The organism is Anaerotignum faecicola (assembly GCF_003865035.1).
GTDB lineage: Bacteria > Bacillota > Clostridia > Lachnospirales > Anaerotignaceae > Anaerotignum_A > Anaerotignum_A faecicola.
Genome location: NZ_BHVZ01000001.1, coordinates 111,870 through 137,071, shown reverse-complemented (window position 1 = coordinate 137,071; position 25,202 = coordinate 111,870). Strand labels below are relative to the sequence as shown.

The following is a 25,202-nucleotide window of genomic DNA, read 5'->3' as shown; positions in this document are numbered from 1 at the left end:
CGAGGTTTGTATTGCTTTATGGTTCTGCACCTCCAATCCGCGCCCCTGCAAGGGCGCAATACTCGGCGTTCAGTTCAATGCCGATATAGCGGCGGTCAAGGCTTTTCGCTGCAAGCCCGGTGGTGCCGCTTCCAAAGAAAGGGTCAAGGACAACGCCGCCTGCCGGACAGCCCGCCAGTATGCACGTTTCCGCGAGCTTCGGGGGATAGGCGGCAAAATGCCCGCCCTTATACGGTACGGTATTGATAAGCCAAACGTCCCGCTTGTTCCTTGTGGTCGGCATAAGAGCGTCGTCATAATAGCCGCCGCTGCGGGTTTTATTGATACCCTGTACCTTGCCCTGTCCGGGTATTTCCTCGGCATATTTGTGTCCTGCGCCGCGCCCCTGCCGGTACCGCGCAGCCGTTCCCGGCGCAATCGGCTCTGCAATGGCGGCAGCGTCATAGTAATATTTCTTTGATTTCGTCAGTAAAAAGATATGCTCATAGCAGCGGCTCGGTCGGTCGCGGCAGCTCTCCGGCATAGGATTTTCTTTCAGCCAGATAATATCGCTGCGTAAATACCACCCGTCAGAGCGCAGGGCAAAAGCAAGCTGCCACGGAATACCGATTAAATCCTTTTGCTTGCAGCCCGCTTTCATGCCTGTGCCGCAGTAAGTGTCTGCGATATTCAGCCAAAACGTCCCGTCGTCTTTGAGTACCCGGCGCAGCTCCCGGAATACTTCTACAAGCCTGTCAATGTACTGCTCCGGCGTGTCCTCCCGTCCAATCTGTGCGTCAAGCCCGTAGTCCCTAAGTCCATAGTAGGGCGGGCTTGTGACGCAGCAGTTCACGCTTTCACTCGGCAGCTCCCGCAGGGCATAGAGGGCGTCGCGGTTGATGATTACGTCCGTTTTCATGGCTTGCTCACTTCCTCCGGCTTTGTCGTAAGCAGACGGTAAAGCTCGGTGTCGGTTGGGAAGCGGTCAATGAACGGCAGCACCACATTCCCGTAAAAGATAAGCCCCTCGCCTGCTTCGGTGTGGGTTACATACTTCATCTGCTGCGGGGAGATGTTAAGCTGCTTTGCAAGGATAGCCCGGTCGCCTGCGGCTTGATTGAGCATGAGGACAAAATCGGAGTTTTCAAAGATATTCTCGACTTCGCGGCTGCTTAAAAGGTCTTTGACGTTCTGTGTGATTGCCGTCGGTATGCCGCCCCATTTACGAAAACGCTTCCAAATCTCCACGGAATAGGCTGCGGTCTGTTCCTCTTTCAAAAGCAAATGAAATTCGTCCATATAGTAACGGGTTGCCTTTTTCTCGGCGCGGTTTACGGTAACGCGGTTCCACACCTGGTCTTGCACAATGAGCATACCTAATTTCTTGAGCTGCTTTCCAAGCTGCTTAATATCAAAGCAGACAAGGCGGTTAGAAAGCTCTACATTCGTTCTGTGGTTAAAGACGTTCAGACTTCCCGAAACATAAAGCTCCAATGCCGCCGCAATGCGGGCAGCTTCCGGCTCCGGCTGTTTCAGCAGTTCGTTGTAGAGGTCGCCCAAGATAGGCATTTTTGCCGGGTCGGGGTCAGCAAGGAAAGGTCGGTACACATTCCTAACGGCGCGGTCAATGACGGTCTTTTCCACGGGCTGCAAGCCCTCTTTGCCGCCGATAACAAGCTCACAGAGGGAAAGGATAAAGTCGGATTTCAAGGCAAGCGGGTTGTCGTCCTCGGAGTAGTTTAAGTTAATATCCATAGGGTTCACATACTGGGGCTTACCGTCCATGCCTTTTCCGGCAGGCGACAGGCGTATCACTTGCCCGCCCAATCGCTGCACAAGGGAAAAATATTCTGCTTCCGGGTCGCAGATAATAATATCGTCGTCAGTAATGAGAAAGGCGTTTGTCATTTCCCGCTTTGCCGCAAAGGATTTACCGCTTCCCGGCGTTCCGAGGATAAGCCCGTTGGGATTTTTCAGTTGCTTGCGGTCGCAGAGTATCATGTTATTTGACAGCGCATTTAAGCCGTAGTAAAGGGCTGCGCCCCGCTGAAAAAGCTCCTGTGTGATGAACGGGATAAAAATAGCGGTGCTTGATGTGGTAAGCCCTCTTTGAATGGGGATAAGGTTCTCTCCAAGAGGGATAGAGGACATAAAGCCCGCTTCCTGCAAATAGTCAAGGCGGGTCAGAGCGCAGTTATTTTTCTGTGCAAAGCCCGCCGTAGCAAAGATGTCATTATCCAGTTTCCGTTTTGTGTCTGCCATGTTTACCACAAGGAACGTCAGCAGAAACATTCGCTCGTTGCGGCTCTGTAAATCCTGCAACAGATTTTTTGCTTCGCTGCCGAAAGTAGCAAGGTCGGACGGAATTATATCCATGTCATACCCGCTGCGTACCGCTTTTTTCTGTTCCTCAATCTTCATCTTGTCGAGGTCGGTTATCTTGCGCTTGATAGTCTTGATTGCTTCGCTCTGGTCGATACTGCGGATATGCAGATTGACGATTATCCCGTTTTCAAGGTCGAGAATGTCCGAAAGCATACGGTCATTCAGCTCCGGCGCGAGGATTTCAAGGAAACTAACCGCACCGAGCTTACGCCCCATGCGGAATGTGCGCCCGTCGCCAAAACGGAACGAGGACGGGGCGATAAAGTCCTTTGTGGTAAGCCCCGACGGTACAAGCCAGTCCCAAGAGAAGCGGAACGGCTCGCCCTCCGGGTGGAAAATCCCATGCAGTACGTTCAAGCGTTCCTGTCCGTTCATGGGGCGGGCTGTTACGCCAAGCACCTTAAAATTATTGAGTACGTCGGTTTCGATACGGGAAAGACGTGCTTTTGCCGCCGCAAGATTGTCCGCTTCAATGGAAAAGGTAATGTACTTGCATTTTTCCAGTCCGTTGTTGCCTTTTTCAAGCTGGTTTTTCAGCATATCCGCGTACTCCCTGCGGATAGAGTTAAAAGCGTCGTCCTGCGCCGGAATTTCGATAGCCGCCTGTGCCTTTTCCTTTCTTGCGCCCTGATTGATGAAAGAGAGCTGCACCAAAACGGAAGCGTCAAAGTAGTTGAGAAAATCGCACCAGTTTTCAAAAATGGCGGTCTTATCATCTGCCTGTGCAAGCTGATAGTTAATATCTTCAAAGACAAGGCTTTTACTGTATTTCTTTTCCGTTACCCTGCAAATCCCGTCCGGGTACATCTGCAAGTAGGGAATGGTCTGTTGTGCGGTGTGGGGCTTCCCGTCGCCCTTTGCCGCCTGTATCACGGCGGCGATTTCTTTCTTTTCTGCGCGGGTCAGCTTACGCTTCACGGGATTTTTTACCGCGCGGGTCATGGTTTTTCGTTCTGCCATTGACAATAGCCGATACCTCCTTTTCCAGTTTTCGTTGTTTTTCTATGACGGCATAAAAATTTTCCGTCTGATAGGGGCGTTCCTTTGGTCGGATAAACTTTGTCTGAATGACGTTCTTTATCACGATTTCAAGGGGCTGCCCGTGTTTTTCATACATTGCCAAGAGGAAGCAGGGAAGCATAACGACAATCATTGCAAATGCCGCCATGCTTGTTCCCGCGCTGTCTTTGAGCAAAAAGAAAAGCGGTAGTCCCATAGCGAGGGCTGCCGCAAAACATATAATCTGCCGCTTTGTCAGATTAAAAGCGACTTTCGTTTTGATTTTTGATAAGTCTTTGGGTACGGGTACATACGCCAAGTGAAAACCTCCTCCTTTCGGTCTTTAATGGGCGTTAAATATTGACTTCGCAAGTGCGCCTGTTTTGAATAGGGAGAAGCACAAAATCACGGTGTAGGCTGCAAGGGAGAAAATCGCGCTGTGCAGGTTGTCCGCTACAATCATGCTGCCAACCAAAACCGCATAAATGCCGACGCATATCATTATGAGGAAGCCTTGAAAACCGAGGGCGAACAGGGCTTTTAAGTAGTTGTTGCCTATCTGCCCCCACTCTCTGTTGGTCATAGTTGCAAACGGGATAGGCGATACCGAACAGTAAAGGTAAATTTCTATCATTCTGCCGTACAGGATAACCGTGATAAGCACCGACATGATTTTCATGCAAAGGCTCACAAGGCTTGTTTCCATAACGAGCAAAAGCAGTTCGGGGATTTCCATAGCGTCAAGTCCGGCTTGCATGGACGAGAGGGCGGCGTCAACGTCGATATTCGTATTGCCGCCGATCACGCCCGCTGCGCCGGAAACAACGTGCTGCGCCATATCGAACACCGCCATAGTGATAGTAAAGGTGTGGGTAACGAGATACACCGCTACCCACGCCTTGAAAAACCACTTAAAGAACATGAACGTGTCAATATCGTGCATATTGTTCTTTTCCGTTACCATGCTGATAAGCTCCACGCATAGAACGTAGGTAATGACAAGCCCCGCAATGGGTACAATCACATTTTCCGACAAACTCTGTATCATGGAAAATATGCCTGCGTTCCACCCCTGCGGGGTTTGTCCTACCTCTGCGGCGATAGTTCCGACTTTTTCGTTTACGTCCCCGAACATAGTTGACAGATTACCGTTAATGGCTCCAATGAGGATTTCCTTTATCCATTCGTTAATCGCGTCAAGTATGCTCTGCATAGGCTAACCCCGCCGCTTAACCGAACAGGCCGGAAAGCAGAGGTACAAGGGTGCCACCGATAAGGGCAACGCCGCCGCCCGCCATGAGCTGCTTCATGCCCTGGCTTTTTGCACCTGGGTTGTCATTTCCGTAGCCCTCCAAGAGGTTGATAACGCCCCAAATGCCAAGACCTGCTCCGAGAGCGATAACGAGTGTCTGTAAAACGCCTACTGCGCTGTTGAAAAATGCCATAATATAACTCCTTTCTGCCGCTGTGCGGCTGCCCGAAAAAGGGCATAAAAAACGGCGGTCAGTTTTCGATAACTGCCGCGGTCATAAGTCCCCGCGCTGCGTTTGTTGCTGCGGCGCGGCGGTATTCAGTTGTAAGGGTGCGGCTTCCTGCCGCGATACGCGCAAGGAGTAGGGGCGCGTACCATGTAGCCCGTGTTTATTATTTTTACTTTAAGCTCCCTCCTTTTCAAAAAGTGGTGTGTAGACAGGCATAATGCCGTACTGCCGTTCCCGGACAGCTTCGATATACTTGATATAGGAAATACCTGCCTGTCTTGTCCTGCGTTCCTGTTCCCGCTGCATTTCCTCGGCAGCTTCCACAAGCCCGCTGATAGCCCGGATTAGCTGCTGTTTTGCCTTTTTCTTTCTGATACGCTTATTCATTTTCTGTGTCCTCCTGCAAATCTGCTTCGTCAACTTCGTAATAGTCAAATACCTCGTCCGGCTTTACGATTGCAGGACGGCGGCGCAAGTGCTTTTCCATGTCAAAGGCATTTTTCTTGTCAAAGTCGGAAAGGTACTTGTACTTCGGGTGTTTGGTAATATCGTATTTTTCGGAGAAGAACGGACGCACCCCGCGTAGTTGCAAGATACATTTCCCGCCGTCCATGACCGCAATTTCATCTTCGCTCATAAGCTGCTTGCCTAACTTCTGATAGTTCAGCCCGTGGGAAAGCTCCCGTCCTCTTGTTTCGGAAGTGTTGAAGCTGTCAATGGTTTCTTTCCCCAAGATTTCCGACATTTCTTTAAGGGTCGTTTTCTCCTTGCCGCCCAAGAACAGGGTCGTATCGCAGTTGCCGACAATGGTATCGGCGTTGTCCTTGTAGATAGCCTTTAGCTGCGACTGGCTCTGCAAGATGATGGACGCGGAGATTTCGCGGCTCCTTATCGTGGCAATGAGTTTTTCAAACTTCGGTATCTGCCCGATATTTGCAAACTCGTCAAGCAGACAGCGCACATGAACAGGTAGCCGCCCGCCGTACACATCATCTGCCTTGTCACAAAGCAGATTGAAAAGCTGTGTGTAAAGGATTGATACAACAAAGTTAAAGGTGTCGTCGGTGTCGGAGATAATAACAAAAAGCGCGGTCTTTCGGTCGCCTAAGGTGTCAAGCTCCATTTCGTCGGTTTCCATCAGCTCGCGCAGTTCCCGAATGTCAAAGGGGGCAAGACGCGCACCGCAGGAAATGAGGATAGAGCTTCTTGTTTTTCCGGCAGACAGCAAAAACTTCTTGTACTGGCGCACCGCAAAATGTTCCGGGTCTTTTTCCTCCAAGCGTTCAAACATGAGGTCAACGGGGGATTGAAATTCCGGGTCGTCCTCGCGGGCTTCCGACGCATTTATCATTTCAAGCAGCGTCGTAAAGTTTTTCTCATTCTCCGGGGCTTCGTACCAGATGTAGCCGATAAGGGCGCAGTAAAAAAGCCGTTCCGATTTCACCCAAAAATCCTCGCCGGATTTTTCCCCGTCGCCTTTGGTGTTGGCGATAATGGTATTTACCAGTTTCAAAATATCCTTTTCGCTGCGCAGATAGGCGAAGGGATTGTACCGCATGGATTTCTTGAAATTGATGGTGTTTAGCACTTTGATTTTGTACCCGCCCCGCTGCAAGAGCTTCCCGCACTCGATTAAAACCGTTCCTTTCGGGTCAGTGACTACATAGCTGCTGTGCATTTGCATTAAGTTGGGCTTTACAAAAAACCTCGTTTTGCCGCTGCCGGAGCCGCCGATGACAAGTACATTTTTGTTTCGTGCATATTTCGGGTGCTTCGGGCGGCTTGACATCATCAGCCGTTCGGTCTGCGTCAGCAGCACGTTATTTTCAAAAATGGGGTCGATATACGGCTTTATATCCTCGGCATTGCCCCAACGTGCAGAGCCGTACTCCATGCCCTTACGGTATTTCTTTGCGTTCTTGCCTTTCACATAGACCGCAAGCCGGATAACGACAGCCCCGACAATGCCGATAAGCAAGTCCATAGGGGCGAAACTCGGCAGGGCATTTGAAAAGGCGGCAGAAAAGCCGCTGCCAATGGAAAGCAGCTTGCCGGAGAGGTCAGCCCCCGGAGAGAGCCGCACCGCCTGTCCGACTTTATCAAAGAGATACACAAAGAGCAGATAGGGGGCGTTTAGGATAAGCAGCTTCTTGATATTCGGCTTCATAGCGATACCTCCCTGTCCTTGTGTTTTGTCTTTTGACGGTTCGCATTAAGCTGCTTTGCTGCGTCCCGGAATGTGGCAAGTGCCTTTCGGATAGAGGGCTTTTGCTCCTGTGTCAGCTTCTTTGCGGAAAACTCCTTAAAGGCTGCGGTCAGAGCGTCCGCGTCCCGCCCCTTGAAAAATACAAGATAACGGGGCGGCGTTTCGGTGCTGTCTTTCTTTAGGGCAAAGTCGATACCGTATTTTTTTGCCGTCTGCTCAAAGGCTTTGATATTGCCCTCGGTTATCTCAATGTTGGAAAGCCCCGCGTTCTGCTTCGCAAGCTGCTTTAGGGTCTGCTTCCCGTGGGGCTGTTTTTCCTGCTGCTTTTTTGCCTGTGCAAGCATGGCTTTGATTGCCTTTTGCAGCATTTCAGCGGTCAGCTTTGCTCCCTTGACAGAGAGCGCAACCACTTTTTCGTTGATTTCATCTTGCAATGTTTACCGTTCCTCCTTTCCCGATAGTGATAGTGTTCTTTTGGGCGTGAAAAAAGGGCGTCCGTTCTTCACGCCGCCCTGTTAAATCCGTACCCGCAGCCCGTTCAAATCCTCGGCGCGGATACCTACAAGATACCAGTTGTCCCCGTACTCAATGCGGGTAGGCTTCCATTTGCCGCCTGTGAATACGTCCATGCACTCGCCGCAATGCAAGCCGCCGTAATAGTCGGCAATATCAAAGCGAATGTCGTAGCGGTCAGCGGTTTCATCAAAAATCAAAGCTCCTGTTTTCTGTGTCATGTGGTAAATCCTCCTTTTTTCGTTTACAGGCTTTCGCCCTCATTGTAGGTGTAATAGTCCGGGTCGCCGTACTTCGGCTTTCTCGGTGCAAGTGCGCCGCTTGCCATATCGTGAGCGACAAGGGAAGTATAGTAGCTGTCAATGGTAGACGGGGCATTGAAAAGCACCGCCTTTAGGTACTGCTTGATGTTGCGGATTTTGGTGGTGTTCTCCTGCATACAGTCAAGCACAAAGCGGATATGTTCGCTGTTCAGCTTCATAAACTTTGACTTCACAAGTTCGGCGGGGTAATCGTCCCCGGCAATACGGATTTTCTTTCTTGACGTACAGAGTGTTTCAAGGATAATGTCAACAATCTCATTCAGACGGTCATGGTCAAACTTCATATCCTGCAAGAGAATGTCATACTCGATATTGTCCTTGATGATTTCCTCATACACTCTATAAGCGTCGTTCCTTTCCGTTCTTTTCCTTTCCTGCGGCTGTGCCGTTTCGTCCTCGCCATAAGGCAGAGGGATAGGCGTTTGTTCCAAACGCCCGGAATGGATAGGAATGGAATGGGTAATTGATAAATCCGTATTTGATTTTTCTTTTTTTGGTAAGTTAGTTCTTGATATATCTTTATTTATTTGCGTTGGATTTTCCGACGTCGGATTATCCGTTGTCGGATTTTCCAATATCGGGTTAGCCGCTGTTGGATTTTCCAATATCGGATAATCCAATCCCGGCGGCTGCGGCTGCTCGTAAATGGTGTACTCGATAGCGGTCATTTTTCCTTTCTCGTCGCGCCCCTGCCGCCTTGTGATATATCCGGCTTTTTCAAGCTCCCAAATGGCGGTACGGATAGCGTCGATACTTTCCCGGTTGATGTAGGACAGCCCCGCAAGGGTATAGTCCCAATTTTCGGGAAGTGACAGCATTTGAGAAAGCAGCCCCTTTGCCTTTAGGGTAAGCTCCTTGTTGCGTAAGTGGTGGTTGCTCATTACGGTGTAGCCCGTTGTCCTTTCCACGCGGAAAACTGCCATAGCTTCATCACTCCTTTGCTGTGGATTTGTTACGCAGTAGAACGGCGATTTTGAGGGAAAAGGTATAAATCCCTTACCGCACGAAAAACGCGCCCGCAAAACCGCATAAATCAAGGCTTTTTCTGCTCCTACTGCGTAACATGAGGGCATAAAAATAGCGGCGTTCCTGTTCTCCCGGTGTGGGAGTAAGAAACGCCGCCTGTGCGGGTCTGTATTTAATTGTCGTCGGCGATTATGTCCTGCATGACTTCGCCAAAGTCAGCCGTAAGGGAAAACAGGAAGTATTCCAATACGTCGGGGTCTGCGCCCATAGGCTCGGCTTCCTCAGAAAAGGGCAAGCCCATAAGCCCGTACAGCAGCTTGACAACCTTAAAAAGTTTTTCCCTGTCTGCGGGGGTGTTCATGGTTACAAATACGTCCGTCAAGCGGTTAATGGTTTCCATGTCGCCGCCTGTCGTTACCCATACCATTTCCGCGAACGGCTGCGTGATTGCTCCGGCTACAAGGTTGATTTTATCCTTGTTGATTTCGCCGGACGGGAGTATAATACCCTTGTCTAAAAGTACGTTTTTCATGTCGTCCTCCTTCATTTTCGGTGCTGCGCTTGACGCTTTTTTGCCGCCCGCGCTTACAAAACGAGATTATGTGGAGATACGGCAAGATAAATGACGATATGCGGAAAACCTTGATTTTAAGCCATTTTCGCAAGGTTTTATAAACATTTGCGAGGACTTATAAAAGGTTTTGCGTCTATCAAATCAATAAAAAATGTTTAAGAAAGGAAGCGAGAACAATGAGTGAAAGAGTATTTGCAGATGAGTTTTACAAAGGTTTTTTTCGAGAGGGGGATTTTCTTGCGTTTATCGAGGAACGAGAGGAAAACTCTGATTGGGAAAAGGTTAAAAGCAGCGAGCTGCGGTTTTATCCGATTGCAGACGGACACCGTGCTTCATCTATGCTGGAGGAAAAATTGCGGGAGAAAGGAAAGGAGTGTGTATTTAAAGACACGATGGAACACACACGGTTAATTTTAAAGGTAAGGGATGAGCTGTATCCGATACGCAGTTGTGCGATTAAGACTATTCTGGAGCGGGCGAGAGTATCCGGAAATGCATTGAATAAGGTTCAGAAAACAGAATTGGCGCAAATCCTGAATTATTGTATGAAGGTTGCCGGCGGCGATGCACTTTTGCGATTTTGCGAGGATAAGATTTCAGCGGTGCACGGCGGTGATGCATCGGACTATGCTGTTCTGAAAACACCGGAGCTCTTTAGACGAACTGTGGAATATCTACAGGATAACTTTTCGGGGTATACCTTTGCCGGTGCGTCCTATGACCATTCCATTGTAACAGCGGTATGGTCGTTGGATAACGAGGAGGCCTTATTAAAGGAGTATAAGGAAAGCCTGCAAACACATGGCTTGCCTTGTGATGAAATTCAGTTAGGCCTTCGCCTGACAACATCTGATACAGGGCAAAGCGGTGCGAATTTATATCCGATGATTTTCTTTGGCTCTGAGCTAAGGAATATTCCTTTAGGCAGTCCGTTGAAATTACATCACAAGAATAAAGCGGATCTCGCAAGATTTGATGAGCAGCTGAATCTTTTATACGCACAGTATAGTAAGGCGTTAGGCAATATGCAGAGCATGATGGATGTGTATGTATTGCACCCGATCAATGCAATGTTAGGTGTAATGAAGCGTATTGGGATACCAAAGAAATACGCAACGCTTATTGCTGAGGACTATAGATTAAAGCGTGGGGATACAGCGTGCAGTGCGTATGAGGCGTATTTGCAGATTTCAGAGGTCATTTATCTGATGCAGTGTGACGGTGCAGAAGGCTCTAAAATTGTAATGATGGAGGAGAATATCGCAAGAGCTGTGCATTTACGTTGGAAGGATTATGATTTCGCAGGAGAGTATCATTGGTAAGAAAGGAGAGGGAAAAGGAATGGCATTAGAACTGGATTATAAAGCAGAGGTGTTTGTTCGGACAGATGACATGGATGAGCAAACTTGGCTGGACTATCGGAGAAAAGGCATTGGCGGCAGTGATGCAGCAGCTGTTATCGGTATTTCGCCGTATAAAACAGCAAGAGATGTTTATTTTGAAAAAATAGGCAGAGAGCCGGATAATAAAAATGAAGATGGCTGGGTTGCGATGGAAGTAGGCAAGCGCTTGGAGGATTTGGTAGCGGCTATCTTTGCAAAGAAAACAGGTTTCCGTATCTGGCAGGAAAAGGTAATGTATCGACATCCCTTATACCCCTTTATGCTGGCGGATGTGGATTATTTCTTTGAAATGTCCGATGGAACCGTTGGCGTACTGGAGTGTAAAACAGCAAATCCGTATGCGAAAGAGAAATGGGAGAATGACGCTGTGCCGTATCATTACGAGCTCCAGTGCAGGCACTACATGGCGGTAAAGAACCTGCCGATTGCTTATTGTGTTTGTTTATTCAGTAATTCTGAGAATGATTTTGTATATCGCCGGATTGAGCGTGATTTAGAGATGGAGGAGGATTTAATCCTGCAAGAAGAGGCTTTTTGGACAGAGAATGTAGAAAGTCGTATTGAGCCGATATTAAATGGTGACGGTGATTTAGTATTGGCAAGCTTAAAACGGTATCAAGCACAAAAGAATCATTTGGATGAGGTGCTGATTGAAAGCGACTATTGTGCTGCATTGGAGGAAATCTATCGTATGAAGAGCGAAAAAGCAACGATGGACAGTGATTCCAGAAAGTTGGAGCAACGGATTAAGACTGCTTATGCAAGGTTTGCAGAGCTACTTGGTAATGCAACAAAAGGTCTTTGTGTTGCGGCAGACGGCAGTGAGTATCATATCACTTATAAGCCGATACAGCGTATCGGTGTGAATAAGGATAACCTGCAGCGCTTGAAGCTGAATGAGCCGGAGGTCTATGAAAAATATACAACGACTACAGAAAGCAGAACCTTCCAGTTAAAGAAGATTGTAAAGTAGGAGTGTGATAGAACAGTGAATGATAAAGTAATGGTATGGAACGGACAAAATAAGGAGGCATGTATCACATCGCCGAAGAATGTTTTGCTCGCTTTATACGAAAAAACGATATATCGAAATGATGGGAATGGATTTTGTATCTTAGGAATGACCAGTGAGGATGAAGAGATACCGGAAGAAGCACGGAATGGTTATTACAAGGATAACAAAATCCATTTTTCAGTTAAAGGATACTATTTACCAACAGTTCATGATGTAATGCTGGAACTGGCAGGTGCATGGGAGAAGAGTAAATACGGCCTACAGTTTTCGGTAGACAGCTTTTCGGAAGTGATACCAAAAACGAAAAATGGGATTGCTGCGTATCTCTCCTCTGGTTTAATCAAAGGGATAGGAAAGGCAACAGCGGATTTGATTGTAGCTAAATTCGGCATGGATACGTTGGATATTATTGAAAAGGAACCAAAGCGGTTATTAGAGATTAAGCGTATCTCAGAGAAAAAGTTAAAGCAAATTATGGATTCCTACGAAAGCAGCAAGGGATTACAAGAAATAATGACATTTTTAGCACCTTATGGTGTTACACCGAATAAAGCCAAGAAAATTCAGGAGCGTTTCGGTAGCAGATCTATTGATGTGATTCGCAACTCGCCATATCTGCTCTGTGAGATTTCCGGTTTTGGATTTAGGACGGTAGACGAAATAGCCAGAAATATCAATTTTAAGCCGTCGGATCCATTACGCTTAGAGGGCGGTATCAGCTTTGTATTAGAAGAAGCGAAAGACAGCGGAGATTTATTCTTGCAAAGGGCTGGGCTACTTGAGAGAGCAACAGAGCTATTGACGGAGCGTATACCGCAAGGCAGTGTAACTGAAAAAATGATACAGAAAACGCTTTCTGAGATGTGTAGCTTTGGAAAGCTATATGCCGATCAGGAGCGTATTTATCTCCCGCAGCTTTTTCATTATGAAGAACAAGCGGCAAAGTGTATTGCAAAGCTATTGATACGGAAGCCGGAAAGCTATCCGCAGTTGGATGAGTTTTTGCAGGAGGCGCAGAGGGACAGTCGTATTTTACTGTCTGAGAAACAGGCTGAGGCAGTCAGGATGTGTATGGAAAATAGCTTTTCTGTGATTACGGGTGGTCCGGGTACAGGGAAAACCACTGTATTAAAGACGATTCTGGCTGTCTATGAAAAGCTACAGCCCGGGAAAGAAATCCTTTTGACAGCACCTACAGGTAGAGTAGCAAGAAGGATGGCTGAAAGTACCGGTTTTCCGTCTGCCTCAACCCTACATTCAGCATTAGGCCTGATGTCAGAGGAAATGAACTATGACGAAGAGACCGTAATGCGAGCTGATTTTATAATTGTGGATGAAACCTCCATGATGGATATGCAGCTTGCCTATTATTTATTAAATAGTCTGGGGACAGGGGCAAAGCTGTTATTTGTCGGTGATGTGAACCAGTTGCCATCAGTAGGTGCAGGGAATGTTTTGAACGAAGTCATTGCCAGTGGCATTGTGCCTACAACTGTATTGGATATGGTATTTCGGCAAAAGGATACCAGTCGCATTCCACTGAATGCACATAGTATCCAAGCGGGCGAAACAAAGCTGTTGTACGGCGAGGATTTTATTTTTCTGCCTGCGGAGAATGCAGAAGACGCTGCAAATATCATTAAAAACGAGTATCGGAAGCAGGTGGCGGAGTTTGGTTTAGAGCAAACGCAGGTGTTGACACCGTTTCGTGTGAAAAGTGAGGCGGGGGCGGTTATGTTAAACCAATCCTTGCGTGAAATCGTAAATCCTTGTGTAGACAAACGGTTGGAGGCGAGCCTTGGTAACCGAAGGATACGATATAAGGATAAGGTCATGCAGACAAAAAACATGAATGAAGTCAGCAATGGAGATATTGGTTTTGTCTCTATGATTGACCAAGAGGATGAGTGCCCTGTAACGATTACTTTTTCGGATAACCGTGTTAAGACGTATGGTACAGACGAATTAAACTGTATTGACCTTGCCTATGCAATGACAATACATAAAAGTCAGGGTGGTGAGTTTGGATGTGTCATTATTCCGGTACTATCCATGTTTTATGTGATGCTACAACGGGCACTGATTTATACAGCGATTACCAGAGCGAAGAAAAAGGTGATTTTAGTTGGACAAAAAAGAGCATTATTTACTGCAATTCATCGGAATGATGCAATTAAGCGGAATACAGTGCTTGGTATGCGGATTCAGAATGAGGTTGTTAAGTTAAAGCAGAAGAAAGGTAAAAAAACTGTGAAGCGGAAAAAAGAAGAAGGAGAGCAGATGACATTATAAGAATGATAGGAGTGGCTGAAATCAGCCGCTCCGGTTTTTAAAACGGAAGGGAGAGCAAAACGATGAATGAAGCAATGACAAGTAATATGACAGTCATAAACAGTCTAAATAAAGTGGAAGGCTTTGAGCCGGCGGCTTTTTTAAGACGTTTGGCGGGAGAGAACGGAGAGGAGCAGTTTTATTTGGATGTAAAATACAGAAAGCTCTGGTTTCGTTTACTGCACCCGGAAGGGAAAATTACCAAGCGTATTATAAGGTTGGAGAATGATTTTGCGATTATCGAAAGTAAGGTTTATCTTCATCGGAATGATCCGGAGGATGCGTATGTATCCTGTGCTTTTGCACAGCGTTGGCGGAAGGATGAGGATGCTTATGGATTGAAATATGTAGAAACCGCTGAAACGGCTGCGGTAGGCAGGGCATTAGCGGATGCAGGCTTTGGTATTCAGTTTTCTGAACCCGGTGAGGAGCGAGACACCAGCTTAGTTGATGCGCCTGTTACAATACCGGAAGCAGCGTCTGCAAGTATTCCGGATGAGGCTGATGAAGAATTGCCGGAAGAAAAAACGATAGAGAAGGAGAATACGGTGCAGAAGGCTACAAGGGCGAAAGGAAAGGAGCCGGATGAATCCATGTCGGTAGAGGAACTGATGCGAGTGATGAGCCTAAAGGAAGCGAAGAATTATGTGATTCCGATAGGAGCATATAAGGGTAAGACGTTAGGCGAGTTATGTGTGGAAAAGCCGGGGGCAATCAACTGGTATGTGGATTCCTATAACGGTAATAAAAATATGCTGCGTGCTGCGGCAAAAATCCTATTGGCAGCAGCACAATAATAAGGAGGCGGAGTAATGAATGGTTACCCATTTACAATTTTAGATATTGCAGGGATATTAAACCTGAAAATCCGCCGCCGTCAACCGACGAATATAGATGTAGACTGCCCTTTTTGCGGACATAAGAAGGGGAAAATGAACATCAACCTTACGAAAAATGTATTTCGTTGTAATTACTGTGGCGAAAGTGGCGGGATGATAGAGCTATATAGCAAGGTTTTTCAGATTAGCAATGTCCAAGGCTATGCAGAGATTTGTGAGATTCTCCATTGCGGGAAGGAACCGGGAGAGCTACCGAAACCAAAGCAACTCTATACACCTGATATGGAGCAGCTACCGAAAGCAGATTTGGAAACAAGACATCAGACGTATTCCATGATGCTTGCACAGTTGATTCTATCTAAGGACCATCAGCAGAATCTAATGCACAGAGGGCTGAATAAGGAGCAAATCCTTAAGTATGGCTATAAAAGTACGCCGGCTTTTGGCTTTAATCGAATAGTATCTGCTATTATGTCGAAGGAATGCGTGTTAGATGGTGTACCGGGGTTTTATACAAAAAAGAATAATACCTATGGCATTAACTTTCATAAAAATGCATCCGGTATTCTGATTCCTGTTTGTTCTATGGATGGCAGAATTGAGGGGTTTCAGATTCGTTTGGATAGACCGATAGAGGATAAGAAGTATATCTGGTTTTCCAGTTCCAATCAGTTTCGTGGGACCTCTGTCGGTGGGCCGGTGCATTTTATCGGGAATCCGGCTGATAAAACGGTTTATGTGACAGAGGGTGCACTGAAAGCGAACATTGCCCATTCCTTTTGCGGTAAAACATTTGTTGCATTGGCGGGGGTAAGTCATTATAAATCATTGGAATCGATTTTTGCACAACTCAAGCAAAATGGCACAAAAAATATTGTAGAGGCTTATGATATGGATAAGGATACGAATGTGCATGTGGAACAGAGCTGTATGCAGATGATGCAGATGGCGGATAAATTTGGCTTTCAGGTACATCGCTTACGTTGGGATGCACGGTATAAAGGGATTGACGATTGGTTGAAATATACGAGTCAAAGGAAATAAGAGTTTTAAAAAGGCTGCCGATTTTGGCAGCTTTTTTCTTTTGTCTGAGAATAATTAAGGTTTTTGTTCGTGTAGCGTTGTGTCGATATAAATAATTTTTGTAAAAAAATATATTTTTTTTGATATTTTTTGGTTTTTTGTTGTTCTTCTTATTCTTTATTAGATAGGAGGGGAATTTTTTTCATAATTTCAGGGAAAGGGGATGGAACCGATGAATTACCGCCCTTCTGAATGCAGCCTATATATGCGTTTTGACACTTATTGCAAGAAAAACATGAAGTTTAAGAATTATAAACTTTATATGGAGGAACAGAGATATAAGGATGAAAGGAGGAGGTTACAAACTATGGTAAAAGGGGTGAGGAAACAAGATTTTTGGGTTTATGATACATACCCCTGTTCTAAGTTCAGCATTAGTGTGGAAAGCATAAAAGTAATTATTGAAAATGAGATTTTATATCAGGCATTAGATATGTTATCAGGGAAAAGGCTGGAAATCATTCTACTTAGCTATTTTGTAGAACTGACAGATAAGGAGATCGGCAAAATAATGAGCATACCGAAAAGTAGCGTTCAGTACAATCGTAATGTTGCATTGCAGCAGATGAGAAAGATGATGGAGGAGTATACCAAAGAATGAAAAATAGGGGAAAATCAAGAAATAAATATATGGAAAATATGAGAAATGGGATTTTTGGAAAGGGTAAAAAAATAGATGAAAAGACAATTCTTCTTGCGGTATCCGGCGATACAATAGCACTGATGCAAGTGGTTGACGCATATCAGCCCTATATTAAAAAGCTTGCAAAGCGTAAAGCAATTGATAAAGATGGTAACACGATAGAGTATGTTGATGAAACTGTAAAGCGGACGCTGGAAATCACTTTAATTGCATCTGTAATGAAGTTTAATCCGTATATGTAAATGACAGCGTTAAAAACAGCACCTTGATAATTGAATAAAACAGCAGATGAATAACATATAATGAAACTTCTGTTTAGCCTCAGTCAGAGCGTTAAAAGCGTCTAAGGCAAGGGGAACAGGCCGTCTGGAAGAGGGTAGGTGAAAGTCCTATGGGTGTAAACCGTTCATTTGCTTTTATATAAAAAATGTGCAAATTCGCAGAGTGGCAGAAAATGCAGAAATCTGTAATGATATAGGTAGCCACTACAGTATCCGGAGGTGGAATGATGGACGATCAAATGGTTGATAGAATGGTATATACAGCTGAGGATATTCAAAAGATATTGGGACTTGGAAGGAGTGTGACATATACATTTTTGGAAAAAACATTTTCCGAGCAGAAGCCGTTTAAAGTGCTTAAGGTTGGAAAAATGTACAGAGTTCCAAAGAAGGGATTTGATCAGTGGCTGAATGGAGAATAAATAAGCTGCAAAAAGGGGGTAACTTCGATGGATTATCAGAAAGCAGACATCCATTTTAATGGGAAATCATGGTGTCATAATATAAAGCTCCTGTCCGATGATGGAAAAATAAAATACAGCAAAAGAGCTGGGTTTCAAACATCCGAAGAAGCATTGCAAAGTGCGGTTTCCTATGAGGAACGGTTTAAGGAGGACCTGAGAAAATTTCATTTGAAGAATAAAATTGATTTTGACATTACATTAAAAGATTATCTGATTTATTGGTATGATGAGATTTATTCTTCCAGAGTAGAAGCGACAGCAAGAATGCTTGGGCAATACACATTGTATTATCTGATTTTTCCACAGCTAGAAAAAAAGATTAAGCTGAGATATGCGAATACGGAGTATTTTAATGCGCTGTTAAAGAGAGTAGCAGGGATTTGCCCGAGTGCGGGAAATAAAGGGAGAGAGGTCTTGAACATTGCGATGAGAGATGCCTTTGTAGCAGGGCATATCAGTTCAAATCCGATTCTGGAAACGGAGCATTATCCAAGACGCAAGCCGGAGATAAAAATTTTATCCAAGCAACAAATAAAAATACTGCTGCAGGCAGCTGAAAAAGGGCGTTGGTATTTAGAGATTCTGTTGGGGATGTTTTGCGGTCTGAGAAAAGGCGAGATTTTAGGACTGAAATTTGCAGATTTTGACTTGGAAAATGAAACGGTATCTGTTATGCGGCAGCTTGGCAGTAATCCTGTATTTAAAAATGCTGAGAGTCTGGAAGGAACATATGCCTGTATCGAAAAGCCGCCAAAAACGGAAAAAAGCTATAGGACATTGAAGGTTCCAAAGATTATTCTTGATGAGCTGGAGGCGCGAAGGTTAAGAACATTGGCTGATAAGAGCAGATTAAAAGAAAGCTATATTGATAATGATTATATCAGTTGTAGAGATAATGGTCTGTATCATACACAGGCTTCTATGAATCTTGCCTTAAATAAGCTATGTGACAGAAATGGACTGCCCAGAATTTCCGTACATAGTCTGAGACATATTTATGCAACGCTTTTGATAGAAAAGAAGGTGCCGTTAATTAAGATTTCGGCATTGATGGGTCATGAGTCCATTCATACCACCTTTGAGATTTATTGTGATGTTATGGAGGATGGACGGAATATTCAGGATTTTATGAACAGTACCTTTCTGCCTCTGCAAAATGAAATGTGTGAGCGGGTGTTCTGTAATGATTGATTTCAGATTACAGCAATATATAGAGTGGAAGGTAGGAAAGGTAATTCCTATAAAGGGAAAATTTGGTTTTCGGGTGACACTGTATTATCTGGATTTGCCGAAGAAGGTGCAGCAGAAATCTGGTTTTACAACAGAAAGAGAGGCAAATGTTGCCAGAGATCAGACGGTCGGGGAGTTATATTCTGGAGATTATATTGTCTACGAAAATATTTTGGTGAAGGAGTTTTTGGAGTTCTGGCTAGATGCGGAGTACCGGAAGGTTGGAAATCCGGTTAATACATATCTATCCTTTCGGAATGTGATTCAGAATCAAATTGTACCTTATCTGGGGACGAAAAAAATAGCAGATTTAAATAGCAGTCACATTCAGACGCTGTATCAGACGATTGCTCTGTCCTCCAGGGCTTCGGCAAGTCGCACTAAAACCGTTATGGGGTTAGCGATGAAATATGCAAAGGCAAAGAAGTTCATTGCCAGGAATCCGGCTGTGGGCGTAGTAATACCGAAAACTGAAAATAGTAAAGAATATCATACGAGAAGCATCAATTCTGCAAAGACCTTAAATCTGGAGCAGATTAAGATTCTGATACAGGCAAGCCAACAAACGCCTATTTATATTGCAGTTTTATTTAATATTTTGATGGGACTAAGAAGGGGAGAAATTGTTGGTCTGAAATATTCGGATGTTGATTATGTGAATCAGGAATTGCATGTGCAGCGGCAGATTGGAAAGGCTTTTGTAGAAAAGGAAGGAGAGGATAAACCGATTATTTTGGATGCACAGGAGATTCCTTTGAAGACCAGTTCAAGCTATCGTGTATTGCCAATACCTGATTATGTGTTTGATGCAATTATAAAAGAGCGTGAGAGATATGAAGAAAGAAAAAAGGAGGCGGGAGAACAATTTCATGATTTCGGGTTTATTTTTTGTTCTGAGACAGGCGCGGCGAGGAATAAAAATTTTCATTATCAGTATTATAAACGGATTTTAAGGGGAAATGGATTGCCGGATATAAGATGGCATGACCTAAGGAGCTCTTACTGCACACTGTTGTTGAAAAATGAATTTAATCCGAAAGCAGTTTCAAATTTAATGGGACATGCAAAAGAGATTATCACGATAGATGTTTATGGTGATAATAAAGTAATGGCGGTTGATTGTACAAGAGAAATTGATATGTTTATAAATGAACTGCATCTGAAACAGATAGAAATGCCAATGGCAGAGGACAAATTTTTTGATTCCGTTTGTGTAAATCCGGAGGATTTATGATAGAACAAATGTTTGGGAATTTTCCGTGTTCGCTATACAGCACCTTTTATTTGTGCTATAATTTCCATGTGAAAGATATACAAGCAATACGGCTGTTTTGTATGTTATGATGTGGTATCTTGTATTATTTCGTTGTGAAAAAATGAGTGAGTGACCGAAATTCGAAGTTGCCTGAAATCAGAGTAAATTCGGAATATGTCATAGCTGTAGAATTCGAATTTTGCGCATGGTATGATGGTAAATTTGAGGTCGGCAGGAGGTTCAATAATGGAGAACAAATTCAAAGTGGTATCGAAATATAAACCGACAGGTGACCAGCCACAGGCGATTGAAAAAATTGCGGAGGGCTTCCAGAAGGGCTTGAAATTCCAGACTCTGCTGGGGGTTACGGGTTCGGGCAAAACCTTTACCATGGCAAATATCATTGAGAAAATCCAGAAGCCGACCTTGGTCATTGCGCACAATAAAACCCTTGCGGCACAGCTTTATAACGAGCTGAAGGAGTTTTTCCCCGAAAATGCGGTGGAGTATTTCGTCAGCTATTATGACTATTATCAGCCTGAGGCGTATGTACCCAGTACGGATACCTATATCGAAAAGGATTCCTCTGTCAATGATGAAATTGATAAGCTGCGCCATTCCGCCACGGCGGCGCTGGTGGAGCGAGAGGATGTTATTGTTGTTGCCAGCGTTTCCTGTATTTATGGCTTGGGTGACCCTGAGGAATACTACGGCATGATGCTTTCCCTGCGCCCCGGCATGGAGAAGGACAGGGATGAAGTCCTGCGCGCTCTGGTGGAAATGCAGTATGACCGCAATGATCTGAATTTTGAACGAGGTACGTTTCGTGTCCGTGGGGATGTGGTCGAAATTTTCCCGATCGGCTCCTCGGAGCATGCCATTCGTGTGGAATTTTTCGGGGATGAAATCGACCGTATTACGGAAATAGATGTGCTGACAGGCGAAATCATCGGAACAAGAAACCATATCTCGATTTTCCCTGCATCGCATTATGTCACCGCGCCCGAAAAAATGCAGCTTGCCATTCAGCGGATTGAAAAGGAGCTGGAGGAGCGTTTGGAAGAGCTTAAACGAGAGGACAAGCTTCTGGAAGCACAGCGATTGGAGCAGCGCACGAATTATGATTTGGAAATGCTCAGAGAAATGGGCTTCTGTACGGGCATCGAAAACTATTCCCGTCATCTTTCCCTGCGCGAAGCAGGCAGCACGCCCTTTACGCTGATTGATTTCTTTCCGGATGATTTTCTTATCATTGCGGATGAATCCCACGTTTCTATTCCGCAGATTCGAGCCATGTATGAGGGAGACCGCTCCAGAAAAACAACACTGGTGGACTTTGGCTTTCGTCTGCCCTCTGCCTTGGACAACCGCCCATTGAAATTTGCGGAATTTGAAAGCAAAATCAATCAAATGCTATTCGTTTCCGCAACCCCCTCTGTTTATGAAAAGGAGCATTCTCAGCAGACGGCAGAGCAGATTATTCGCCCGACAGGCTTGTTGGACCCTGAAATTTCCGTTCGCCCCATTCATGGGCAGATTGATGATTTGCTTGCCGAGGTCAGAAAGACCACAGAGACAGGTGATAAGGTTCTTGTCACAACCCTGACGAAGAAAATGGCAGAACGCCTGACGGATTACCTGCGCGAAGCAGGGGTGCGCGTGCGCTATCTCCATTCGGATATTGATACCCTGGAGCGTCTGGAAATCATTCGTGATCTGCGTATGGATGTGTTTGATGTGCTGGTCGGCATCAACCTTTTGCGTGAGGGTCTGGATATCCCCGAGGTCAGTCTGGTTGCCATCTTGGATGCAGATAAGGAGGGCTTTCTGCGTTCCGAAACCTCGCTGATTCAGACCATTGGGCGTGCGGCAAGAAATGCCAAGGGGCGCGTCATTATGTATGCCGATGTCATGACAGAAAGCATGGATAGGGCGATTACGGAAACCAACCGCCGCCGCTGTCTTCAGCAGGCATATAATGAGGAGCATGGCATCATTCCGCAAACCATTCAAAAGAAGGTGCATGATGTCATCCAGATTACAAAAACGGCAACGGAAAAGCAGAAATTCGGCTTGGAAAAGGACCCCGAATCCATGAGTGAAAAGGAATTGAAGCAGCTGATTGCAAAGCTGGATAAGGAAATGAAGCACGCTGCACTGGAATTGCAGTTTGAACGTGCGGCAGAGCTGAGAGATAAAATTTTGGAAATCAAGAAATTATTGTAAAAGCTTGGGCAATCCTCTGAAAAGGGATATTCCAAGAAAAGGAGACGCTATGAAGGATAAGATTGTAATAAAGGGTGCGAGAGCGCATAATCTGAAAAATGTTGACCTCACCATCCCCAGAGATCAGCTGGTTGTCTTTACGGGGGTGAGCGGCAGCGGCAAAAGCTCTCTTGCTTTCGATACGATATATGCAGAGGGACAAAGACGCTATGTGGAGTCGCTCTCATCCTATGCAAGGCAGTTTCTGGGGCAGATGGAAAAGCCGGATGTAGACCTCATCGAGGGACTTTCTCCTGCCATCTCCATCGACCAGAAAACAACGAGCCATAACCCCCGTTCCACCGTCGGTACGGTAACGGAGATTTATGATTATCTGCGTCTGCTCTACGCAAGAATCGGGATTCCCCATTGCCCGAAATGCGGCAAGGAAATCAAAAAACAAACCATTGACCAGATTGTAGATCGCATTATGGAGCTGCCCGAGCGGACGAAGCTACAACTGCTGGCACCCGTGGTGCGCGGCAGAAAGGGCGAGCATGTCAAGCTGCTGGAGGATGCAAAAAAGAGCGGCTATGTGCGTGTGCGCGTGGACGGAATTCTGTATGACCTTTCCGAAAAAATCGAATTAGAAAAAAATAAAAAGCATAACATTGAAATCGTGGTAGACCGTCCGATGGTAAAGGAAGGCATGCAGATGCGTCTGACCGAATCTATCGAAACGGCATCGGCACTCAGCGGTGGTCTTCTGATTGTGGATGTAAATCAGGGAGAGGATGAGCTGCTGTTCAGCCAGAGCTTTTCCTGCCCCGACTGCGGCGTGGATTTGATGGAAATTGAACCGCGCATGTTCTCCTTTAATAACCCAAGCGGGGCCTGCCCGACCTGTACGGGTCTGGGGATGCAGATGAAGTTTGATGAACAGCTGATTGTGCCGAATGAGGAGCTCAGCATCATGCAGGGTGCAATTACTGCACCCGGCTATAATTCCGTCAATGCGAAGGGGAGCATGAGTAAGGTTCTCTTTGATGCACTGGCGGCGAAATACGGCTTTTCTCTGGAAACGCCCTTTAAGGATTTGCCCCGAAAAATCAAGGATATTATTTTCTATGGCACGAAGGAAAAGCTGCGCATTACCTACAGCAATGTGCGTGGCACAGGCACCTATGATTATGCCTTTGAAGGGGTCATCAATACTCTCCGGCGCAGATATAACGAAACCTCCGAAGCCATGCGCGCGGAATTTGAGGAATATATGACGAATATCGAGTGTCCCGATTGCCATGGGAAACGCCTGCGTCCGGAGGTGCTTGCCATTACTGTCAACGGGAAGAATATTTCCGAGGTGACGGAGCTTTCCATTGGCAAAATGCAGGAATTCTTCCAAAGCCTGACGCTGACGGAACGGGAAAATATGATTGCGGAACGTATTCTGAAGGAAATCCACGCCAGAGTTGGCTTTTTGATTGATGTCGGTCTGGAATATCTGACGCTTTCCAGAACGGCGGGTACGCTTTCCGGTGGGGAATCGCAGCGCATCCGTCTGGCAACGCAGATTGGTTCCGGTCTGGTCGGCGTGGTTTATATTCTGGATGAACCGAGTATCGGTCTGCATCAGCGTGATAATGATAAGCTGCTTGCAACATTAAAGCACCTGCGTGATATCGGCAACTCCCTGATTGTGGTGGAGCATGACGAGGATACCATGCGCGCGGCGGATTTTGTTGTGGATATCGGTCCCGGTGCAGGGCGCGGCGGCGGTGAAATCGTTGCGGCAGGCAGTGTAGAGGAAATTATGGCGGTGGAGCGCTCTGTGACGGGTGCATATCTCAGCGGGCGCAAAAAAATCGAAGTGCCAAAGGAACGCAGACCCTTCGTACAAGACCATAAATTAGTCATCAGGGGTGCGGCGGAAAACAATCTGAAAAACATCAATGTGGAAATTCCGCTTGGCGTGTTTACCTGCGTGACGGGTGTCAGTGGCAGCGGCAAAAGCTCCCTCATCAATGAAATTCTGTATAAACGTCTGGCGAAGGAGCTGAACAGAGCCAAAACCAGAGCCGGCAGGCATGAGGAAATGCTTGGGCTGGAGAAGTTGGATAAGGTCATCAACATTGACCAGTCTCCCATCGGGCGCACCCCCAGAAGCAACCCTGCAACCTATACCGGTCTGTTTGATATGATTCGGGATGTGTTCGCGCAGACAACAGAGGCGAAGGTTAGAGGATATCAGAAGGGCAGATTCAGCTTTAATGTAAAGGGCGGCAGATGTGAAGCGTGCAGTGGGGATGGTATCGTCAAGATTGAAATGCACTTCCTGCCTGATATTTATGTGCCCTGTGAGGTTTGCCATGGCAAACGCTATAACCGCGAAACCCTAGAGGTAAAATATAAAGGGAAAACCATTTCCGATGTACTGGATATGACGGTCGAGGAAGCATTGCAGTTCTTTGAAAATATTCCCCGTATCAAAAATAAGCTGCAAACCTTATATGATGTCGGTCTTTCCTATGTGCAGCTTGGGCAGTCCTCCACAACGCTTTCCGGCGGTGAAGCGCAGCGCGTGAAGCTGGCAACGGAGCTGAGCCGCAAAAGCACAGGCAAAACGGTCTATATTCTGGACGAGCCCACAACGGGTCTGCATACAGCGGATGTGCATAAGCTGGTGCAGATTCTGCAAAGGCTGACCGAGGGCGGTAATACGGTTATCGTCATTGAGCATAATCTGGATGTGATTAAAACGGCGGATTATATCATCGACCTTGGCCCTGAGGGCGGCGATGGCGGCGGCACAATCGTTGCAGTCGGCACCCCTGAAGAAATCTGTCGGGTACCTGCCTCCTATACGGGAAAATATCTGAAGCCGTTGCTTGATGCAAAAGCCGAAACAAGTCGAAAGCCTGATTTCGACTGAGCATAAGCATAAGCGTATATAGGTTCTTATTGACATTTTGTGAAAAACTAAGTACCATAAGAATAATGAGTATTATGTAATTTTTGGAGGAAGCT

At 46.0% G+C, this 25,202-nt stretch carries 23 protein-coding genes; 12 read left to right on the top strand and 11 right to left on the bottom strand.

The window, feature by feature from the left end; all coding sequences use genetic code 11:
- Positions 1-16: 16 nt before the first annotated feature.
- From EJE48_RS00620 to EJE48_RS00570, 11 genes are all read right to left on the bottom strand, one after another.
- Positions 17-898: a DNA-methyltransferase gene (locus tag EJE48_RS00620; protein WP_118660501.1), complete on the bottom strand. Its 882-nt coding sequence runs from the start codon at positions 896-898 to the stop codon at positions 17-19.
- A complete protein-coding gene (locus EJE48_RS00615; RefSeq protein ID WP_124984200.1) occupies positions 895-3,324 on the bottom strand; it encodes a VirB4-like conjugal transfer ATPase, CD1110 family in 2,430 nt (809 codons plus the stop codon). The genes EJE48_RS00620 and EJE48_RS00615 overlap by 4 nt, the downstream gene beginning before the upstream one ends.
- Positions 3,272-3,682, bottom strand: a complete 411-nt coding sequence (locus EJE48_RS00610; protein WP_005928557.1) for a PrgI family protein — start codon at positions 3,680-3,682, stop codon at positions 3,272-3,274. Before EJE48_RS00610 ends, EJE48_RS00615 begins: the two co-directional genes overlap by 53 nt.
- Positions 3,683-3,706: 24 nt before the next feature.
- The gene (locus EJE48_RS00605; RefSeq protein ID WP_005928553.1) at positions 3,707-4,576 is read right to left on the bottom strand and encodes a VirB6/TrbL-like conjugal transfer protein, CD1112 family; all 870 of its coding nucleotides are present in this window, start codon (positions 4,574-4,576) and stop codon (positions 3,707-3,709) included.
- Between the two features lie 16 nt (positions 4,577-4,592).
- Positions 4,593-4,808, bottom strand: a complete 216-nt coding sequence (locus tag EJE48_RS00600; protein ID WP_005928550.1) for a Maff2 family mobile element protein — start codon at positions 4,806-4,808, stop codon at positions 4,593-4,595.
- 210 nt (positions 4,809-5,018) lie between these two features.
- Positions 5,019-5,231: a hypothetical protein gene (locus EJE48_RS00595; protein WP_005928546.1), complete on the bottom strand. Its 213-nt coding sequence runs from the start codon at positions 5,229-5,231 to the stop codon at positions 5,019-5,021.
- A complete protein-coding gene (locus EJE48_RS00590; protein ID WP_118235265.1) occupies positions 5,224-7,011 on the bottom strand; it encodes a VirD4-like conjugal transfer protein, CD1115 family in 1,788 nt (595 codons plus the stop codon). The genes EJE48_RS00595 and EJE48_RS00590 overlap by 8 nt, the downstream gene beginning before the upstream one ends.
- Positions 7,008-7,484 carry a PcfB family protein gene (locus EJE48_RS00585; RefSeq protein ID WP_117853068.1) on the bottom strand — a complete coding sequence of 159 codons (477 nt, stop codon included), beginning with the start codon at positions 7,482-7,484 and terminating at the stop codon, positions 7,008-7,010. Before EJE48_RS00585 ends, EJE48_RS00590 begins: the two co-directional genes overlap by 4 nt.
- An 81-nt stretch (positions 7,485-7,565) precedes the next feature.
- The gene (locus EJE48_RS00580) at positions 7,566-7,784 is read right to left on the bottom strand and encodes a DUF5348 domain-containing protein (protein ID WP_118235264.1); all 219 of its coding nucleotides are present in this window, start codon (positions 7,782-7,784) and stop codon (positions 7,566-7,568) included.
- A gap of 23 nt (positions 7,785-7,807) precedes the next feature.
- Positions 7,808-8,809: a DUF6017 domain-containing protein gene (locus EJE48_RS00575; protein WP_118235263.1), complete on the bottom strand. Its 1,002-nt coding sequence runs from the start codon at positions 8,807-8,809 to the stop codon at positions 7,808-7,810.
- A gap of 215 nt (positions 8,810-9,024) precedes the next feature.
- Positions 9,025-9,384 (bottom strand): hypothetical protein, encoded by a 360-nt coding sequence (locus EJE48_RS00570; protein WP_118235262.1) that lies wholly within the window; start codon positions 9,382-9,384, stop codon positions 9,025-9,027.
- Positions 9,385-9,602: 218 nt separating this feature from the next.
- Here EJE48_RS00570 and EJE48_RS00565 point away from each other — a divergent pair, with 218 nt between their 5' ends.
- The 12 genes from EJE48_RS00565 (at position 9,603) to uvrA (ending at position 25,107) form a co-directional block, all read left to right on the top strand.
- Complete coding sequence (locus EJE48_RS00565) at positions 9,603-10,748, top strand: transposase (protein WP_118582011.1); 1,146 nt, start codon at positions 9,603-9,605, stop codon at positions 10,746-10,748.
- A gap of 19 nt (positions 10,749-10,767) precedes the next feature.
- Positions 10,768-11,802 (top strand): YqaJ viral recombinase family nuclease, encoded by a 1,035-nt coding sequence (locus EJE48_RS00560; protein WP_118582008.1) that lies wholly within the window; start codon positions 10,768-10,770, stop codon positions 11,800-11,802.
- A 15-nt stretch (positions 11,803-11,817) separates the two neighbouring features.
- Positions 11,818-14,136 (top strand): SF1B family DNA helicase RecD2, encoded by a 2,319-nt coding sequence (recD2, locus tag EJE48_RS00555; RefSeq protein WP_124984199.1) that lies wholly within the window; start codon positions 11,818-11,820, stop codon positions 14,134-14,136.
- A gap of 62 nt (positions 14,137-14,198) precedes the next feature.
- On the top strand, positions 14,199-14,972 hold the full coding sequence (locus tag EJE48_RS00550) for a hypothetical protein (protein WP_118582002.1): 774 nt from the start codon (positions 14,199-14,201) through the stop codon (positions 14,970-14,972).
- A gap of 15 nt (positions 14,973-14,987) precedes the next feature.
- Positions 14,988-16,058, top strand: a complete 1,071-nt coding sequence (locus EJE48_RS00545; RefSeq protein ID WP_118581999.1) for a DUF3854 domain-containing protein — start codon at positions 14,988-14,990, stop codon at positions 16,056-16,058.
- A gap of 346 nt (positions 16,059-16,404) precedes the next feature.
- Positions 16,405-16,698, top strand: coding sequence for an RNA polymerase sigma factor (locus tag EJE48_RS00540; RefSeq protein WP_160117281.1), 294 nt, complete (start codon positions 16,405-16,407; stop codon positions 16,696-16,698).
- A complete protein-coding gene (locus EJE48_RS00535; protein ID WP_243107935.1) occupies positions 16,695-16,982 on the top strand; it encodes a helix-turn-helix domain-containing protein in 288 nt (95 codons plus the stop codon). The genes EJE48_RS00540 and EJE48_RS00535 overlap by 4 nt, the downstream gene beginning before the upstream one ends.
- A 266-nt stretch (positions 16,983-17,248) precedes the next feature.
- Positions 17,249-17,443, top strand: coding sequence for a helix-turn-helix domain-containing protein (locus tag EJE48_RS00530; RefSeq protein WP_243107934.1), 195 nt, complete (start codon positions 17,249-17,251; stop codon positions 17,441-17,443).
- Between the two features lie 27 nt (positions 17,444-17,470).
- Positions 17,471-18,676: a site-specific integrase gene (locus EJE48_RS00525; RefSeq protein WP_118581990.1), complete on the top strand. Its 1,206-nt coding sequence runs from the start codon at positions 17,471-17,473 to the stop codon at positions 18,674-18,676.
- Positions 18,669-19,949 carry a tyrosine-type recombinase/integrase gene (locus EJE48_RS00520; protein ID WP_243107933.1) on the top strand — a complete coding sequence of 427 codons (1,281 nt, stop codon included), beginning with the start codon at positions 18,669-18,671 and terminating at the stop codon, positions 19,947-19,949. Before EJE48_RS00525 ends, EJE48_RS00520 begins: the two co-directional genes overlap by 8 nt.
- A gap of 267 nt (positions 19,950-20,216) precedes the next feature.
- Positions 20,217-22,196, top strand: coding sequence for an excinuclease ABC subunit UvrB (gene uvrB / locus EJE48_RS00515; protein WP_124984198.1), 1,980 nt, complete (start codon positions 20,217-20,219; stop codon positions 22,194-22,196).
- Between the two features lie 49 nt (positions 22,197-22,245).
- Positions 22,246-25,107 carry an excinuclease ABC subunit UvrA gene (uvrA, locus tag EJE48_RS00510; protein ID WP_124984197.1) on the top strand — a complete coding sequence of 954 codons (2,862 nt, stop codon included), beginning with the start codon at positions 22,246-22,248 and terminating at the stop codon, positions 25,105-25,107.
- Positions 25,108-25,202: the final 95 nt, after the last annotated feature.

What these genes read in the sequence shown, in the direction of transcription:
- EJE48_RS00620 (WP_118660501.1), bottom strand. Translation starts at nt 898, where the DNA reads ATGAAAACGGACGTAATCATCAACCGCGACGCCCTCTATGCCCTGCGG.
- EJE48_RS00615 (WP_124984200.1), bottom strand. Translation starts at nt 3,324, where the DNA reads ATGGCAGAACGAAAAACCATGACCCGCGCGGTAAAAAATCCCGTGAAG.
- EJE48_RS00605 (WP_005928553.1), bottom strand. Translation starts at nt 4,576, where the DNA reads ATGCAGAGCATACTTGACGCGATTAACGAATGGATAAAGGAAATCCTC.
- EJE48_RS00600 (WP_005928550.1), bottom strand. Translation starts at nt 4,808, where the DNA reads ATGGCATTTTTCAACAGCGCAGTAGGCGTTTTACAGACACTCGTTATC.
- EJE48_RS00595 (WP_005928546.1), bottom strand. Translation starts at nt 5,231, where the DNA reads ATGAATAAGCGTATCAGAAAGAAAAAGGCAAAACAGCAGCTAATCCGG.
- EJE48_RS00590 (WP_118235265.1), bottom strand. Translation starts at nt 7,011, where the DNA reads ATGAAGCCGAATATCAAGAAGCTGCTTATCCTAAACGCCCCCTATCTG.
- EJE48_RS00580 (WP_118235264.1), bottom strand. Translation starts at nt 7,784, where the DNA reads ATGACACAGAAAACAGGAGCTTTGATTTTTGATGAAACCGCTGACCGC.
- EJE48_RS00575 (WP_118235263.1), bottom strand. Translation starts at nt 8,809, where the DNA reads ATGGCAGTTTTCCGCGTGGAAAGGACAACGGGCTACACCGTAATGAGC.
- EJE48_RS00570 (WP_118235262.1), bottom strand. Translation starts at nt 9,384, where the DNA reads ATGAAAAACGTACTTTTAGACAAGGGTATTATACTCCCGTCCGGCGAA.
- EJE48_RS00565 (WP_118582011.1), top strand. Translation starts at nt 9,603, where the DNA reads ATGAGTGAAAGAGTATTTGCAGATGAGTTTTACAAAGGTTTTTTTCGA.
- EJE48_RS00560 (WP_118582008.1), top strand. Translation starts at nt 10,768, where the DNA reads ATGGCATTAGAACTGGATTATAAAGCAGAGGTGTTTGTTCGGACAGAT.
- EJE48_RS00550 (WP_118582002.1), top strand. Translation starts at nt 14,199, where the DNA reads ATGAATGAAGCAATGACAAGTAATATGACAGTCATAAACAGTCTAAAT.
- EJE48_RS00545 (WP_118581999.1), top strand. Translation starts at nt 14,988, where the DNA reads ATGAATGGTTACCCATTTACAATTTTAGATATTGCAGGGATATTAAAC.
- EJE48_RS00540 (WP_160117281.1), top strand. Translation starts at nt 16,405, where the DNA reads ATGGTAAAAGGGGTGAGGAAACAAGATTTTTGGGTTTATGATACATAC.
- EJE48_RS00535 (WP_243107935.1), top strand. Translation starts at nt 16,695, where the DNA reads ATGAAAAATAGGGGAAAATCAAGAAATAAATATATGGAAAATATGAGA.
- EJE48_RS00530 (WP_243107934.1), top strand. Translation starts at nt 17,249, where the DNA reads ATGGACGATCAAATGGTTGATAGAATGGTATATACAGCTGAGGATATT.
- EJE48_RS00525 (WP_118581990.1), top strand. Translation starts at nt 17,471, where the DNA reads ATGGATTATCAGAAAGCAGACATCCATTTTAATGGGAAATCATGGTGT.
- EJE48_RS00520 (WP_243107933.1), top strand. Translation starts at nt 18,669, where the DNA reads ATGATTGATTTCAGATTACAGCAATATATAGAGTGGAAGGTAGGAAAG.
- uvrB (WP_124984198.1), top strand. Translation starts at nt 20,217, where the DNA reads ATGGAGAACAAATTCAAAGTGGTATCGAAATATAAACCGACAGGTGAC.
- uvrA (WP_124984197.1), top strand. Translation starts at nt 22,246, where the DNA reads ATGAAGGATAAGATTGTAATAAAGGGTGCGAGAGCGCATAATCTGAAA.